This is a genomic window from Streptomyces sp. ITFR-16 (genome assembly GCF_031844705.1).
GTDB lineage: Bacteria > Actinomycetota > Actinomycetes > Streptomycetales > Streptomycetaceae > Streptomyces.
Genome location: NZ_CP134609.1, coordinates 1,963,140 through 1,978,489 on the forward strand (window position 1 = coordinate 1,963,140; position 15,350 = coordinate 1,978,489).

The window sequence follows — 15,350 nt, forward strand, 5'->3', positions numbered from 1 at the left end:
TGCGGCATACGAGTGACGGACAGCGGAGCCGACGCTAAGCGGGGCCGCTTCCCGTCACCAAACGGACAGCCGGTTTTGTAGCGCATCCCACAGGGCAGAGGGGCAACCTCTCCCGCAAAGCGGACAAAACGGAAGGCTCCGGCGGGGATCGACCCGCCGGAGCCTTCCGTCTGCCCCGGTTCGGGGCGGTGTGAGGGTCAGCCGCTGACGACCGACACCTCTCCGATGCCGAGCGCCCTGACGGGCTCCTCGATCTGCGCGGCGTCGCCGACCAGCACCGTGACCAGCCGGTCCCCCGGGAACGCGTTGACCACGGCCGCGGTGGCCTCCACCGTGCCCGTCTCGGCGAGGCGCGCGTACAGCTGCGCCTGGTAGTCGTCCGGGAGGTGCTGCTCGACCTGGTCGGCCAGGGTGCCCGCGACGGAGGCCGCCGTCTCGAACTTCAGCGGGGCGACGCCCACGAGGTTCTGCACGGCCGTCTCGCGCTCGGCGTCCGTCAGCCCCTCGGCCGCCAGCGTGCGCAGGACCTTCCACAGGTCCTCCAGCGCCGGACCGGTGGACTCGGTGTCCACGGACCCGCTGATGGCGAGCATCGCGGCCCCCGTCGCCCCCGAGGCGGAGTCCGGGGCGGAGGAGCGCAGCACCTGGGCGAAGGCCCGCACGCCGTACGTGTAGCCCTTCTCCTCGCGCAGCACCCGGTCGAGCCGGGAGGTGAGCGTGCCGCCCAGGCAGTACGTCCCGAGCACCTGGGCCGGCCACACGCTGTCGTGGCGGTCGGCGCCGATCCGGCCGATCAGCAGCTGCGTCTGCACCGCGCCGGGCCGGTCCACGATCACCACACGGCCGGTGTCGTCGGCGGTGATCGGCGGGACGGGACGGGGCTCGGCCGTGTTGCCCGACCAGTCGCCGAGGGTGTCGGCGAGCAGCGCGTCCAGGTCGATGCCGGTCAGGTCGCCGACGACCACGGCGGTCGCGGTGGACGGGCGGACGTGCGCGTCGTAGAAGGCGCGCACGGCGGCGGAGTCGATCCGCGCCACGGTCTCCTCGGTGCCCAGCCGCGGGCGCGACATGCGGGCCGTGGCCGGGAAGAGTTCCTTGGAGAGCTGCTTGGCCGCGCGGCGGGCCGGGTTGGCCTGCTCGTGGGGGATCTCGTCCAGGCGGTTGCCCACCAGCCGCTCGATCTCGCTGTCGGCGAAGGCCGGCGCCCGCAGCGCCTCGGCGACCAGGCCGAGCGCCTTGGCCAGCCGGGACGCCGGAACCTCCAGGGAGACCCGGACACCGGGGTGGTCGGCGTGGGCGTCCAGGGTGGCGCCGCACCGCTCCAGCTCGGCGGCGAACTCCTCGGCGCTCTGCTTGTCGGTGCCCTCGGACAGTGCGCGCGACATGATCGTCGCGACCCCGTCCAGTCCCTCGGGCTCGGCGTCCAGCGGGGCGTCGAGGAAGATCTCGACGGCGACGACCTGCTGGCCGGGGCGGTGGCAGCGCAGCACCGTGAGGCCGTTGGGCAGGGAGCCGCGCTCGGGCGCGGGGAAGGCCCAGGGCCTGGCCACGCCGGGGGCGGGCTGCGGGTGGTACTCCATCGAGACTCCAGTCGCGGCAGCGTCGGTCACTGGTCCGCCCCTTCCGGCGCGTCGGTGTCGGTGGCGGCGTCCGCCTCTTCGGCGGATTCGGCCGACTCGATGGGCTCGTAGACCAGGACCGCCCGGTTGTCGGGCCGCAGCTGGGCCGCGGCGGCGGCCTTGACCTCTTCCGCCGTGACGTCGAGGACCCGGTGCACGGCGGTCAGGGCGAGCTGGGGGTCGCCGAACAGCACCGCGTACCGGCACAGTTCGTCGGCGCGGCCCGCGACCGTGCCGAGGCGGTCCAGCCACTCGCGCTCCAACTGGGCCTGCGCGCGTTCCATTTCCTCGGGCGTGGGGCCCTCCTCGGCGAACCGGGCGAGCTCCTCGTCGACGGCGGCCTCGATCTGTGCCACCTCGACCCCGCCGGACGTCTTGACGTCCAGCCAGCCGAGCGAGGGCGCGCCGGCCAGCCGGAGCAGCCCGAATCCGGCGGCGACGGCCGTCCGGTCGCGGCGGACCAGGCGGTTGTGCAGCCGGGACGACTCGCCGCCGCCGAGCACGGTGAGGGCGAGATCGGCGGCGTCGCACTCGCGGGTGCCGTCGTGGGGCAGCCGGTAGGCGGCCATCAGGGCGCGCGCCGGCACCTCCTCGCGGACCTCCTCGCGCAGCTGGCCGCCGATGGTCCCGGGCAGCGCGCCGTCGCGCGGCGGCTGCTTGCCGTCGTGCGACGGGATGGAGCCGAAGTACTTCTCGATCCAGGCGAGCGTCTGCTCGGGGTCGATGTCACCGACGACCGACAGCACCGCGTTGTTCGGCGCGTAGTACGTACGGAAGAAGGTCCGCGCGTCCTCGAGGGTGGCCGCGTCCAGGTCGGCCATCGAGCCGATCGGGGTGTGGTGGTACGGGTGGCCCTCCGGGTAGGCGAGGGCGGTGAGCCTCTCGAACGCGGTGCCGTACGGGACGTTGTCGTAGCGCTGTCGGCGCTCGTTCTTGACGACGTCGCGCTGGTTCTCCATGGACTCCTCGTCGAGCGCGGCGAGCAGGGAGCCCATCCGGTCGGCCTCGAGCCACAGGGCCAGCTCCAGCTGGTGCGTCGGCATCGTCTCGAAGTAGTTGGTGCGCTCGAAGCTGGTCGTCCCGTTGAGCGAGCCGCCGGCGCCCTGCACCAGCTCGAAGTGCCCGTTCCCCTTGACCTGGCCGGAGCCCTGGAACATCAGGTGCTCGAAGAGGTGAGCCAGACCTGTGCGTCCCTTGACCTCGTGGCGCGAGCCGACGTCGTACCAGAGGCACACCGCGGCGACCGGGGTCAGATGGTCCTCGGAGAGCACCACGCGCAGGCCGTTGGCCAGACGGTGCTCGGTCGCTGTCAAGCCGCCGGAGCCGGCCTGGGCTGTGGCCGTGTGACCCATGGGCATGTACGTCCCTTCGATCGCGATACTGGTTTTACTGCGAGACCTGCCACTGTAAGCAAGCGCACCGACACCTGGCGAAGTTCCCGTGCCGCGAAAGTTAGCGGGAAAGAGGGTCCCGACCGCCTCGGGACGGGTGGAGAACGCCCTTTGGGACGGGTCGAGGTCGGGGTTGTCAGTGGGGCGGTCCACAATGGTGCGCGTCAGAACCTGAGGTTGCCCGAACAGAATCCGTGAAGGAGTCGCAGCAGCGATGGCCCGCCGCAGCACGAAGACCCCGCCGCCGGTCGACTTCGAGGAGAAGATCCTCGACATCGACGTCGTCGACGAAATGCAGGGCTCCTTCCTCGAGTACGCGTACTCGGTGATCTACTCACGGGCCCTTCCGGACGCCCGTGACGGCATGAAGCCGGTGCACCGCCGCATCGTGTACCAGATGAACGAGATGGGCCTGCGCCCGGACCGCGGCTTCGTGAAGTGCGCCCGCGTGGTCGGCGAGGTCATGGGCAAGTTGCACCCGCACGGCGACGCGTCGATCTACGACGCGCTGGTGCGGATGGCCCAGCCCTTCTCCATGCGGCTCCCCCTGGTCGACGGCCACGGGAACTTCGGCTCCCTCGGCAACGACGACCCGCCGGCCGCCATGCGGTACACCGAGTGCCGGATGGCCGACGCGACGTCGCTGATGACGGAGTCGATCGACGAGGAGACCGTCGCCTTCCAGTCGAACTACGACGGCCAGGAGCAGGAGCCGGTCGTCCTGCCGGCCGCCTACCCGAACCTTCTGGTCAACGGCACGACCGGCATCGCGGTCGGCATGGCGACCAACATGCCGCCGCACAACCTGGGCGAGGTCATCGCCGCCGCCCGGCATCTGATCAAGCATCCGGGCGCGGACCTGGAGACCCTGATGCGGTTCGTCCCCGGTCCCGACCTGCCGACCGGCGGGCGGATCGTGGGCCTCGGCGGCATCAAGGACGCCTATGCGGCCGGCCGCGGCTCGTTCAAGATCCGCGCCACGGTCGCCGTGGAGAACGTCACGGCGCGCCGCAAGGGCCTGGTCGTCACCGAACTGCCGTTCACGGTGGGACCCGAGAAGGTGATCGCCAAGATCAAGGACCTGGTCTCGGCGAAGAAGCTCCAGGGCATCGCGGACGTCAAGGACCTCACCGACCGCTCGCACGGCCTGCGCCTGGTCATCGAGATCAAGAACGGCTTCGTGCCGGAGGCCGTGCTGGAGCAGCTCTACAAGCTGACGCCGATGGAGGAGTCCTTCGGCATCAACAACGTGGCACTGGTCGACGGACAGCCGCTCACGCTGGGCCTCAAGGAGCTGCTGGAGGTCTACCTCGACCACCGCTTCGACGTGGTGCGCCGGCGCAGCGAGTTCCGCCGCACCAAGCGCCGCAACCGGCTGCATCTGGTCGAGGGCCTTCTCGTCGCGCTGATCGACATCGACGAGGTCATCCGGCTCATCCGGTCCAGCGACAACTCCGCGCAGGCGAAGGAGCGGCTCATCGAGCACTTCTCGCTGAGCGAGACCCAGACGCAGTACATCCTGGACACCCCGCTGCGCCGGCTGACCCGGTTCGACCGGATCGAGCTGGAGAGCGAGCGGGACCGGCTCAACGCCGAGATCGCCGAGCTGACCGCGATCCTGGAGTCGGACGCCGAGCTGCGCAAGCTCGTCTCGTCGGAACTGGCCTCGGTCGCCAAGAAGTTCGGCACCGACCGGCGTACGGTGCTGCTGGAGTCGGCCGGTTCGCAGGTCGCCTCGGTGCCGCTGGAGGTGGCGGACGACCCGTGCCGGGTGCTGCTGTCCTCGACCGGCCTGCTGGCGCGTACGGCCAACGACGACCCGATCGTCTTCGCCGAGGACGCCAAGCGGGCCAAGCACGACGTGATCGTGTCGGCGGTGCCCGCCACCGCACGCGGTGACGTCGGTGTGGTGACGTCCACCGGGCGGCTGCTGCGGCTCGCGGTGATCGACCTGCCCCAGCTGCCGGACACGCACGCGGCGCCCAATCTCTCGGGCGGGGCGATGGTGGGTGAGTTCCTCACGCTGGAGGCGGACGAGGAGGTCGTCTGCCTCACCACGCTCGACGAGTCCTCGCCCGGACTGGCGATCGGCACCCTTCAGGGCGTCGTGAAGCGCGTGGTGCCGGACTACCCGGCCAACAAGGACGAGCTGGAGGTCATCACCCTCAAGGACGGTGACCGGATCGTGGGAGCCGCAGAGCTGCGGACCGGCGAGGAGGACCTGGTCTTCATCACCTCGGACGCGCAGCTGCTGCGTTATCCGGCGGCACAGGTCCGCCCCCAGGGGCGTCCGGCCGGCGGGATGGCGGGCGTCAAGCTCGCGGCGGACGCGCAGGTGCTGTCGTTCGCCGCGGTGGACCCGGCGGCCGACGGCGCGGTGTTCACGGTCGCGGGTTCGCACGGCACGCTGGACGACTCGGTGCTGACGTGCAAGCTCACGCCGTTCGACCAGTATCCGCGCAAGGGCCGGGCCACCGGCGGGGTGCGCTGCCAGCGGTTCCTCAAGGGCGAGGACGTGCTGGTGTTCGCCTGGGCGGGTGCCACGCCGGCCCGCGCCGCGCAGAAGAACGGCGCCCCGGCCTCGCTGCCCGAGCCCGATCCTCGGCGCGACGGCTCGGGGACGCCGCTGGAGAACCCGGTCGCGGTGATCGCCGGACCTGTGTAGGCCCGGAAAGCCTCTAGGCGTCGTCGCCGCCGGCCTGTTGCACGTACCGCAGGACGCCCCACATGGCTCGCTCATGTGCGGCGTCCTGCGGCGTTTCCCGGCCCGGGCCCGCCTGCGCCCGGTCCGGCTCCGCCGCTGCCGGGTCCGTATCCGCCGCCGCCCGGCAGCCGTCGAGCTGCTTGCGCAGGGCCGCCGCGTCGATGCCGGAGCCGATCAGCACGAGCCGGGTCAGCCGTGACTCGCCGCGTGTCCAGGCCCGGGGGGTGAACCGCAGGAACCTGCCGACGGCGTGCACCCCGTAGGCGTTGGCCGGGTCCCCCGCACCGAAGTCGACGTACCCCTTGATCCGGTAGAGGCCCTCGGGCCGGGAGTCCAGGAACTCCATCAGCCGTCGCGGGTCCATGGGCACGTCGCAGGCGAAGTCGACACTCTCGTACGCCGTGTGCAGATGGCCTCCGTGCCCCTCGCCGTCCTCCTGCGCGCGCTCCTCCAGGTAGAGGTCCTCGAAGGTGAGCTGGCGCGCCTTCTCCTCGCCGTCGGGCCGCAGGGCCGGATCGAACAGCAGCTCCGGGTCGATACGCCCGTACGTGGCGGGCACGACGGCCGCCGTGCTGCCGCTGTCCGCGACGGCCTGCCGGACGCGGGCGCACTCCTCGTCCCCGGCCCGGTCGGTCTTGTTCAGCACGACGAGGTCGGCGACGCCGAGATGCCGGTCGATCTCCGGGTGGCGCTCCCGGGTGGCGGTGAACTCGGCGGCGTCGACCACCTCGACCAGTCCCCCGTACACGATGTGCGGATTGTCGCTGGCGAGGATCATCCGGACGAGTTCCTGCGGCTCCGCCAGGCCGCTCGCCTCGATGACGATCACGTCGAGGCGGGCGGCGGGCCGGGTCAGGGTCTCCAGGTAGGTGTCCAGTTCGCTCGCGTCGACCGCGCAGCACAGGCAGCCGCCGCCCAGCGACACGGTGGAGCCGACCTGCCCGGAGACGGTCATGGCATCGATCTCGATGGACCCGAAGTCGTTGACGACCACGCCGATCCGGTTTCCCGCGCGATGACGCAGGAGGTGGTTGAGCAGCGTCGTCTTGCCGGATCCCAGGAATCCCGCGAGGACGACGACCGGGATCTGCGGGCTGCGGGGCGGGGACGACGGGTTCAACGGGGGCCCTTCTGCGAGGTCAGTCTGCCGGGACCGGCTGCGGCGCGGGCGGGCCGACGTAGCGGGCCGCCGGGCGGATGATCTTCGAGTCCTCCGCCTGCTCCAGGATATTGGCGCTCCAGCCGACGACTCGCGCGGCGCAGAAGGTCGGCGTGAACATCTCGCGCGGCAGACCGCACAGCTCCATGACCACTCCGGCGTAGAACTCCACGTTGGTGTGCAGCTCACGCCCCGGCTTCAGCTCGGCGAGGATCGCCTCCACCTGCCGTTCCACCTCGACGGCGAAGTCCACCAGGGGGCCGCCGAAGCCCTGGGCGAGGGTGCGCAGCATGCGCGAACGCGGGTCCTCGGTGCGGTAGACGGGGTGTCCGAAGCCCATGATCCGGTCGCCGGCGAGCACCCGCTCACGGATCCAGCCGTCGATGCGGTCGGGGGTGCCGATGGCGTCCAGGGTGTCGAGGGCGCGGCTGGGCGCACCGCCGTGCAGCGGCCCGGAGAGCGCGCCGACGGCGGCCACCAGACAGGCGGCGACATCCGCGCCGGTGGAGGCGACGACCCGGCCGGTGAAGGTCGAGGCGTTGAATCCGTGGTCGACGGTGGAGATCAGATACTGCTCGACGGCCCGGACCCGGGCGTCGTCCGGTACGGAACCGGTCAGCATGTAGAGGTAGTTGGCCGCGTACGGCAGGTCGTCGCGCGGTTCGACCGGTTCGAGGCCCCGGCCGAGCCGGTACAGGGCGGGCAGCACGGTGGGAACGGCGGCGCAGGCGGTCAGCGCGTCCGCGCGGCGGCGCTCGGCGTCGATGTCGTACACGGGCCGGAAGCCGGCGGATGCGCCGAGCAGGGAGAGCGCGGTGCGCAGCCCGGCGAGCGGGCCGGAGACGGCGCCCGCACGCGCTATGGCGGGCAGGGCCTCGCGGACCTCGGCGGGCAGCCGGCGCAGCGCGGCGGTGCGGGTGGCGAAGGCGGCACGGGCGGCCGGTCCCGGCAGCTCGCCCTCGGTCATGAGGTACCAGACGTCCTCGAAGGTACGGGTCTGCGCCAGCTCGACCGCCGAGTACTGCCGGTAGTGGTAGAAGCCCTCGCGGCCCCGGACATCGCCGAGGGCCGTGTCCGTGACGACGACTCCCGCCAGACCTCGGGGGACTTCGAGCGGGGTGGTGCCGGTGATGGTCGTCATTGCTTCCTCCGCGGACAATTCGGTGACTCCTCATATTGATTCGACTGTCCATGCTTGACTATAGATCTGTCAATGTTGATTGAATCAATATGGATACGGTGGACACCATGACGGATCAAGCAGTCGCGGACGACGGACCGGGCTCCACCGGAGGGCGGCTCACCACCCGGGAGACGGCCGAGCGTCTGGGCGTGAAACCCGAGACGGTGTACGCGTACGTCAGCCGGGGACAGCTGAGCAGCAGCCGGGCCCCCGGCGGGCGCGGCAGCACGTTCGACGCGGCGGAGGTCGACGCCCTGGCGCGGCGCACGGGGCGCAGGGAGCAGCCTGCCCCCGCAGGCGAGCTGACGTTCCGTACGGGCATCACGCTCATCGGGGACGACCGGTACTACTTCCGGGGCGTGGACGCGGTGGAGCTGGCCGGGCGTCATACGTACGAGGAGGTGGCGGAGTGGCTCTGGACCGGTGAGCTGCGTCCGGGCGTCCGCTTCACGGCTCCGCACGAGGCACTGGCGGCGGCCCGCCGGGCGGTCGGGGCGCTGCCGTCGCACTGCGGCTCGACGGACCGGCTCCGGGTGGCGGTGGTGGCCGCAGCCGCCGCCGACCCGCTGCGTTTCGACCTGTCGCGCGAGGCGGTGCTCGGTGGCGCGCGGAGCCTGATCCCGACCATGGCAGCGGCGCTGCCGCCGGCCGGGGGCGAGGCGGCGGACTCCGAGGACACATCTGCGGGTCTGGCCCGTCAGCTGTGGCCGAAACTCACCGCCCGCCCGGCCGACGAAGCGTCACTGGCCGTCCTGGACACGGCACTCGCGCTGCTGATCGACCACGATCTGGCGGCCTCCACCCTGGCGGCGCGGGTCGCCGCCTCGGCCAGGGCCCATCCGTACGCGGTGGTCTCGGCGGGGCTCGGCGTGCTCGAAGGGCCGCTGCACGGCGCGGCCAGCGGGCCGGCGCACCGCATGCTGACGGAGGTCGTGGAGCGCGGCGGCGCGGCCCCGGTGGTCGCGGACCATCTGCGGGCGGGACGCCGGGTTCCGGGGCTCGGCCACCGGCTGTACAGCGGCGAGGACCCCCGCGCGGCCGCCCTGTTCGACCTGCTCGCCCAGGTCCCGCAGGCGGCTCCGGCCCTGGCGGCGGCCCGTGACGTGGTCGCCACCACCGCACGCCACACGCCGCTGCACGCCAATGTGGACCTGGCGCTGGCCGCGCTCTCGGTCGCCACGGGCATGGGGGCGGAGGCGGGCGAGACCGTGTTCGCGATCTCCCGCACGGCGGGCTGGATCGCGCATGCCCTGGAGGAGTACGGGGAACGGCCGCTCCGGATGCGCCCCAGCGGGCACTACACCGGACCGCGTCCGCCCCAGCCGCTCCCCGACGCAACAGAGGCACCGTCGCAATAGACGGCACCCCTGGCGCAAATTAGCGACGATCAGCGGGAAGTACCGCGCGGCGGCTGGGCGGTGGATCCGCGCACCACGAGCTCCGGCTCGAAGAGCAGCTCGTCGGACGGCACCTTGCGGCCACCGATCTGTACGGAAAGCAGCTCGACGGCCGCGCGGCCCATGGCCTCGATCGGCTGGCGGACGGTGGTGAGCGGCGGCTCGGTGCAGTTCATGAACGCCGAGTCGTCGTAGCCCACGACGGAGACGTCGTCGGGGACCGAGAGGCCCCGCCGGCGGGCGGCGCGCACGGCCCCGAGGGCGAGCGGGTCGCTGGCGCAGATGAATCCGGTGACGCCCTCGTCGAGCAGCCGGGTGGCAGCCGCCTGGCCGCCCTCCAGCGAGAACATCGCCCGGGCCACCCACTCGTCGGGGATGGCCGTGCCGGACTCCTTGGCGAGCACCCGGGCGGCGGCCAGCTTGCGCTGCGAGGGCATGTGGTCCGAGGGGCCGAGCACCAGGCCGATGCGCTCGTGGCCCAGCGAGACCAGGTGGCGCCAGGCCTGCTCGACGGCCACGGAGTCGTCGCAGGAGACGCAGGGGAAGCCGAGGTGGGCGATGGCGGCGTTGATCAGGACAACCGGGATCTTGCGGTCGGCCAGCACCTTGTAGTGGTCGTGCGGGGCATCGGCCTGGGCGTAGAGGCCACCGGCGAAGACCACGCCGGAGACCTGCTGCTGGAGGAGCAGCTCCACGTAGTCCGCCTCGGAGACGCCGCCCTTGGTCTGCGTGCACAGGACGGGCGTCAGCCCCTGCTGGGCGAGCGCACCGCCGACCACCTCGGCGAACGCGGGGAAAATGGGGTTCTGCAGCTCGGGAAGGACCAGGCCGACGAGCCGGGCACGCTCGCCCCGCAGCTGGGTCGGGCGCTCGTAGCCGAGCACGTCCAGCGCGGACAGGACAGCCTGCCGCGTGGCGTCGGAGACGCCCGGCTTGCCGTTGAGCACCCGGCTGACCGTGGCCTCGCTGACTCCAACCTTCTGTGCCACCTGAGCAAGTCGTCGCGTCATGTGTGCAAGATTAGCGCAAGAAGCGCAAGCCGATTGCGTGGAGGGGGAAACAAGGCGAAATTCGGCACTCCTGAGGCAGCCGGTGGCCACCGGTCCCCGCCGCCGTCACCGTACTCGCCGCGAACCCTCTTCCGGCACCCCTCCCCAGGCAGAACTCGGCGGGCCGGCCTCCGGCACCCCTCCGGCACCACAACCCGGCGTGACAGGCCGCCCGGGGTGGGCCAGGCCGTTCACGCCCTTCACACCGGTGCGGGCCCGCCGGTGACACCGCCCCCGGCGGCTTCCGGCGGCCCGCACCGCGCAGGGGCTCAGACCGCGCCCGCCCCGGTCAGCGCACGTACCTCGGTCTCCGCGTGCTTGGCCGCGTCGGGCGGCTCGGTCGCGGTGACGGTGCCGATCCAGCCGGCGAGGAACCCCAGCGGAATGGAGACCAGTCCGGGGTTCTCCAGCGGGAAGAGCTGGAAGTCCACCCCGGGCAGGAGCGAGGTGGGGCTGCCGGAGACGACCGGGGAGAGCAGAACGAGCAGCACGGCGGGGATCAGCCCGCCGTAGACCGACCAGACCGCGCCACGGGTGGTGAAGTTCCGCCAGAACAGGGAGTAGAGCAGCACCGGCAGGTTGGCCGAGGCGGCCACCGCGAAGGCCAGGCCCACCAGGAACGCCACGTTCAGGTCCTGGGCGAGCAGGCCGAGGCCGATGGCGGCCACCCCGATCCCGGCCGCCGCCACCCGGGCCACGGCGACCTCGCTGTGCTGCTTGGAGCCCGGACGCCGCAGCGACGCGTAGAGGTCGTGGGCGACGGAGGCGGACGAGGCGAGCGTGATCCCGGCGACCACGGCGAGGATGGTGGCGAAGGCGACGGCGGCGACCACCGCGAACAGGATCGTCCCCCCGGTGGACCCCTCGCCCCCGCCGAGCACCAGGGCCAGCAGCGGAACGGCCGTGTTCCCGGCGGGATTCGACTCCCGTACGTCGGCGGAGCCGACCAGCGCGGCCGCCCCGAACCCCAGGACGATCGTCATCAGGTAGAAGCTGCCGATGAGGCCGATGGACCAGACGACCGACCGGCGGGCGGCGCGGGCGGTGGGGACGGTGTAGAAGCGCGACAGGATGTGCGGCAGGCCCGCCGTGCCGAGGACCAGGGCCAGCCCGAGGCTGATGAAGTCGATGCGCGCCGTCCAGCTCCCGCCGTACCGGAGGCCGGGCGAGAGGAACTCCTTGCCGTATCCACTGCGGTCGGCGGCGGAGTTGAGCAACTCGTTGATGTTGCCGTGGAAGTGGACCAGGACGAGCACGGTGAGCACGACCGTGCCCACCATCAGCAGGACGGCCTTGACGATCTGGATCCAGGTGGTGGCGCGCATGCCGCCGAGCGACACATAGACCACCATGAGCGCCCCGACACCGATGACGGTCCACGATCGGGCGGCGCCGCTCGTCCCGCCGAGCAGCAGGGCCACCAGACTCCCGGCGCCCACCATCTGCGCCACCAGATAGAGCACGGAGACGGTGACGGAGGACGTGCCCGCCGCGATCCGGACCGGCCGCTCCGCCATCCGGGCCGCAACGACATCGGCGAGGGTGAACCGCCCGCAGTTGCGGACGAGTTCGGCTACCAGCAGCAGGACGACGAGCCAGGCGACCAGGAAGCCGACCGAGTAGAGCATGCCGTCGTAGCCGAAGAGGGCGATCAGACCGGAGATACCGAGGAAGGAGGCGGCCGACATGTAGTCGCCGGCAATGGCGAAACCGTTTTCCATCGGGGAGAACAGACGGCCGCCCGCATAGAACTCCTCCGCCGAACCGTGTCTGTTGCGGCTCACCCAGGTGGTGATGCCGAGGGTCACCGCGATGAAGACGCTGAACAGCAGGAGGGCCAGGGTCTGGTGGTTGCCGCTCAACGCCCGATCCCCCGCGTCATCTCCTGGGTTTCCCAGCGCAGATCGAGCGCGGCCCGGTCTCTGCGCAGCCGCGCATGCCGTGCGTACGCCCCGGTGAGCAGGAACGTGGTGAGGAACTGCCCGAGCCCCACGACCATGGCCACATTGACGGCCCCGGCCACCGGACGGGCCATCAGCCCGGGAGCGGTGACCGCGGTGACCACATAGGCGAGGTACCAGACGAGGAAGGCGAGCGTGGCGGGGACGACGAAGCGCCGGTAGCGACGGCGCACCTCCTGGAAGGCCTCGCTGCGCTGCACCTCCAGATAGATGTCCGCCGCACTGTGGTCGTCCTGGGGTGCGGCGGGACCCGGCACCCCGGCGGGCGCGAAGCTGCCCGTCCCGTCCAGCTCCCCCCAGCCGGAGGCCAGCGCGTCGTACCACGGGTCGTCGAGTCGCATCGCTGCGGACGCGCGCCCTGCTTCCTTCTCCACCGAACAACTCCCCTTGTCCACGGACCACTTCGGCCGCATACCCAAGAATGGGCAGATCGGGAAGATCCCGGGCACTTCATTGGCGAGACTTCACCTCTTCAGGTGAAGGATGTCCCGGGCGGACGTGCGAGCCCTCGAACGTACGCATAGCGCACCGCCTGGGCCCGGTCGCGGAGCCCAGCCTTGGCGAAGAGGTTGTTGATGTGGCTCTTCACCGTGGCCTGCGAGATGTGCAGACTGCGCGCGATCTCCGCGTTGGACATCCCCTCGGCGATCAGGACGAGCACCTCGGCCTCACGGGGAGTCATCCCGTCGGGCAGCTCCGGCTCACCGTCCCCGCCAACCGGCAGCGGCCCCGTGGTGACCTGCTCCAGCAGCCGTCGCTGCACCGTGGGCGAGAGCCCGGCCTCGCCGGACAGCACGGCCTGGACGGCCCGCACGATCTCGTCGCCCCCCGCGTCCTTGGTGAGATAGCCGCGGGCCCCCGCCCGGAGCGCGGGAAAGAGCGAGTCGTCGTCGGCGAAGGTCGTGAGGACCACGACCTGGGTGCCCGGATACTCCTCGCGGATGCGCCGCGTCGCCTCCACCCCGTCGCAGCGCGGCATCCGCAGATCCATCAGGACCACATCCGGCGAGAGTTCGGCCACCAGCTCGACCGCCTCCTCGCCGTCCTTCGCCGCACCGACCACCTCGATCCCGGGCAGCAGGCCCAGCAGCATGACGATGCCCTCGCGCACCACCGACTGGTCGTCGGCCACCACCACCCGCGCGGTCACGCGGGCACCCGCAGACTCACCACGAACCCCTCCTCGCCCGGCCCGGCCTCCAGCGTGCCGCCCAGCAGCTCGGCACGCTCCCTCATCCCCAGCAGACCGTAGCCGGAGCCACTGACAGCGAGATCGCCACCGGGACCCTGCCCGCCCCAGTCCCTGACCTCCAGTGCGATCCCGTCCGGCCGATACTCCAGCCTGATCAGCACCCTGGCCCCCGGCGCGTGCTTGCGGACATTGGTCAGCGCCTCCTGCGCCACGCGCCGCACGGTCTGCGACGCCTCGGCCGTCAGCGTCCGGCGCTCCCCCTCCACCCTGACCTCGGCCGGCTCCGCCGTCACCAGCTGCCGCAGGAAGTCCTCCACCGGCGACACCTCGCCGCGCAGGGCGGAGAGCGCCTGACGGGTCTCCGCGAGCCCCTCACGGGCCATGGAGCGGGCCGCGACCACCCGCTCCAGCACCTGGTCCCGGAACTCCCCCGCAGGCTCCCTCTCGATCAGCAGCCGCGCCGCCTCCAAGTGGACCAGCTGCGCGGAGAGGCTGTGCGCGAGCACGTCATGGATCTCCCGGGCGATCCGGGAGCGCTCGTCGAGCGCGGCCGTCTCCGCCTCCGCCACCCGGGCCGCCCGCTCCTGGGCCAGCAGCCGTTGCGCGCTTCCACGCGCCTCGGCGTCCAGGCGGAGCACGTACCCCCCGAGACAGAGACCCGCGGTGGTCACGGCCGTGGTCGGCCAGTCGTCGGTGTCCACCACGGCATAGGCCCCGAGCGCCAGCGCGGTGGGCACGATCCCCGCCGCCAGCGGCAGCCGCTCCAGGGCGGCGACCGCACAGCCGCACCAGAGCACCACCGCAGGCACCGAGGCACCGGCCTGCTGCGCTCCGAACGCGGCCAGGATCAGCAGGCCGAGCAGACCCAGCGAAGGCCCGAGCCGGTTCTCCAGGGTGGTCCGGAAGAAGGCGACCGCGAGCAGCGCGCACCCCAGCACCCCGAACAGGCCGATCACGATCTCCCAGGGCCCGAACAGCCCTCCGGTGAACGTGCCCCAGAGCATCAGGGTCAGCAGCCCCACCCGGACGGCCCAGTGGATCACGGTCCGCGACCGCGTGCGGGACTCCCTGGCGAGGGCCTCCCTCGACGGCCAGCTCGTCCAGGCAGCGGGTGTCACACGCGGTCCTTCCCTGCCGGCCGGAACGGCACGCCTTCGGGGGCATCACCGTACGACGGCGATATCCGGTCGGCCCGCAGCGCCAGCGTCCCACCGCGGACCAGCAGGGTCACCGCGAGAGCCATCAGCAGGGCGGGGGTGCCCTGGTCTGTGCCGAGCATGGCGGCCACCCCGTACAGAGCCGCCCGCAGCGCCAGTCCCCCGGTCCAGACGAGGACGGTGGCCTTGGTGCCCCTGCTCCACAACGCGCCGTCCTCGGCGCGCCAGATCCTCGACGTCCACGCCCAGCCCGCGCCGGTGACCAGCCCGACGGCCAGCTCGGCGGCGAGGACGGTGACGGACAGGGCCTGGTGGTGCGGGTCCACGAGTCCGGGCTCGCGCACCGCCATGACGAGCAGCACGCCGGGCAGCACCCACCAGCGCCGGTCGCCGGAGATCCGCTGCGCCGAGAACTGACGCACCACGACGAGAGCGATGACCGCGACGATCACCAGGACATTGACGGGCCCGGACATGGACGCCTCCGAAGTGCGAGAAGTTCTGCGCCTTCGACGCTACGGAAAGGGCCAGGTCAGGG

At 71.9% G+C, this 15,350-nt stretch carries 12 protein-coding genes; 2 read left to right on the forward strand and 10 right to left on the reverse strand.

The genetic code is table 11. From position 1 onward, the window contains the following. Window positions 1-197: 197 nt before the first annotated feature. Together RLT58_RS08675 and RLT58_RS08680 are read right to left on the reverse strand one after the other, a co-directional pair. The gene (locus tag RLT58_RS08675; RefSeq protein ID WP_311314446.1) at window positions 198-1,580 is read right to left on the reverse strand and encodes a M16 family metallopeptidase; all 1,383 of its coding nucleotides are present in this window, start codon (window positions 1,578-1,580) and stop codon (window positions 198-200) included. A gap of 26 nt (window positions 1,581-1,606) precedes the next feature. Continuing rightward, window positions 1,607-2,977 carry a M16 family metallopeptidase gene (locus tag RLT58_RS08680; protein WP_311309824.1) on the reverse strand — a complete coding sequence of 457 codons (1,371 nt, stop codon included), beginning with the start codon at window positions 2,975-2,977 and terminating at the stop codon, window positions 1,607-1,609. 247 nt (window positions 2,978-3,224) lie between these two features. Between RLT58_RS08680 and RLT58_RS08685 the strand changes: the two genes are divergently transcribed. Beyond that, a complete protein-coding gene (locus RLT58_RS08685) occupies window positions 3,225-5,675 on the forward strand; it encodes a DNA gyrase/topoisomerase IV subunit A (RefSeq protein WP_311309825.1) in 2,451 nt (816 codons plus the stop codon). 13 nt (window positions 5,676-5,688) lie between these two features. Here the strand turns inward: RLT58_RS08685 and RLT58_RS08690 are convergent, their stop codons facing one another. Beyond that, window positions 5,689-6,834, reverse strand: a complete 1,146-nt coding sequence (locus RLT58_RS08690; protein WP_311309826.1) for a CobW family GTP-binding protein — start codon at window positions 6,832-6,834, stop codon at window positions 5,689-5,691. 19 nt (window positions 6,835-6,853) lie between these two features. Further along, on the reverse strand, window positions 6,854-8,014 hold the full coding sequence (locus RLT58_RS08695; protein ID WP_311309827.1) for a citrate synthase: 1,161 nt from the start codon (window positions 8,012-8,014) through the stop codon (window positions 6,854-6,856). Between the two features lie 107 nt (window positions 8,015-8,121). Between RLT58_RS08695 and RLT58_RS08700 the strand changes: the two genes are divergently transcribed. Then, entirely contained in the window at window positions 8,122-9,414 is a 1,293-nt protein-coding gene (locus tag RLT58_RS08700) for a citrate/2-methylcitrate synthase (RefSeq protein ID WP_311309828.1), read from the forward strand. Window positions 9,415-9,443: 29 nt separating this feature from the next. Here RLT58_RS08700 and RLT58_RS08705 read toward each other — a convergent pair whose 3' ends face one another. The 6 genes from RLT58_RS08705 to RLT58_RS08730 all read right to left on the reverse strand — a co-directional run bounded on the left by RLT58_RS08705 (window position 9,444) and on the right by RLT58_RS08730 (window position 15,288). Then, window positions 9,444-10,463, reverse strand: a complete 1,020-nt coding sequence (locus tag RLT58_RS08705; protein ID WP_311309829.1) for a LacI family DNA-binding transcriptional regulator — start codon at window positions 10,461-10,463, stop codon at window positions 9,444-9,446. 308 nt (window positions 10,464-10,771) lie between these two features. Continuing rightward, window positions 10,772-12,364 carry a monocarboxylic acid transporter gene (locus tag RLT58_RS08710; protein WP_311309830.1) on the reverse strand — a complete coding sequence of 531 codons (1,593 nt, stop codon included), beginning with the start codon at window positions 12,362-12,364 and terminating at the stop codon, window positions 10,772-10,774. Then, window positions 12,361-12,804: a DUF485 domain-containing protein gene (locus RLT58_RS08715; protein ID WP_311314447.1), complete on the reverse strand. Its 444-nt coding sequence runs from the start codon at window positions 12,802-12,804 to the stop codon at window positions 12,361-12,363. Before RLT58_RS08715 ends, RLT58_RS08710 begins: the two co-directional genes overlap by 4 nt. A 131-nt stretch (window positions 12,805-12,935) precedes the next feature. Continuing rightward, window positions 12,936-13,613, reverse strand: coding sequence for a response regulator transcription factor (locus RLT58_RS08720; protein ID WP_311309831.1), 678 nt, complete (start codon window positions 13,611-13,613; stop codon window positions 12,936-12,938). Beyond that, on the reverse strand, window positions 13,610-14,773 hold the full coding sequence (locus RLT58_RS08725) for a sensor histidine kinase (RefSeq protein WP_311309832.1): 1,164 nt from the start codon (window positions 14,771-14,773) through the stop codon (window positions 13,610-13,612). Before RLT58_RS08725 ends, RLT58_RS08720 begins: the two co-directional genes overlap by 4 nt. Beyond that, window positions 14,770-15,288: a CcdC protein domain-containing protein gene (locus tag RLT58_RS08730; RefSeq protein ID WP_311309833.1), complete on the reverse strand. Its 519-nt coding sequence runs from the start codon at window positions 15,286-15,288 to the stop codon at window positions 14,770-14,772. Before RLT58_RS08730 ends, RLT58_RS08725 begins: the two co-directional genes overlap by 4 nt. Between the last annotated feature and the right edge of the window lie 62 nt (window positions 15,289-15,350).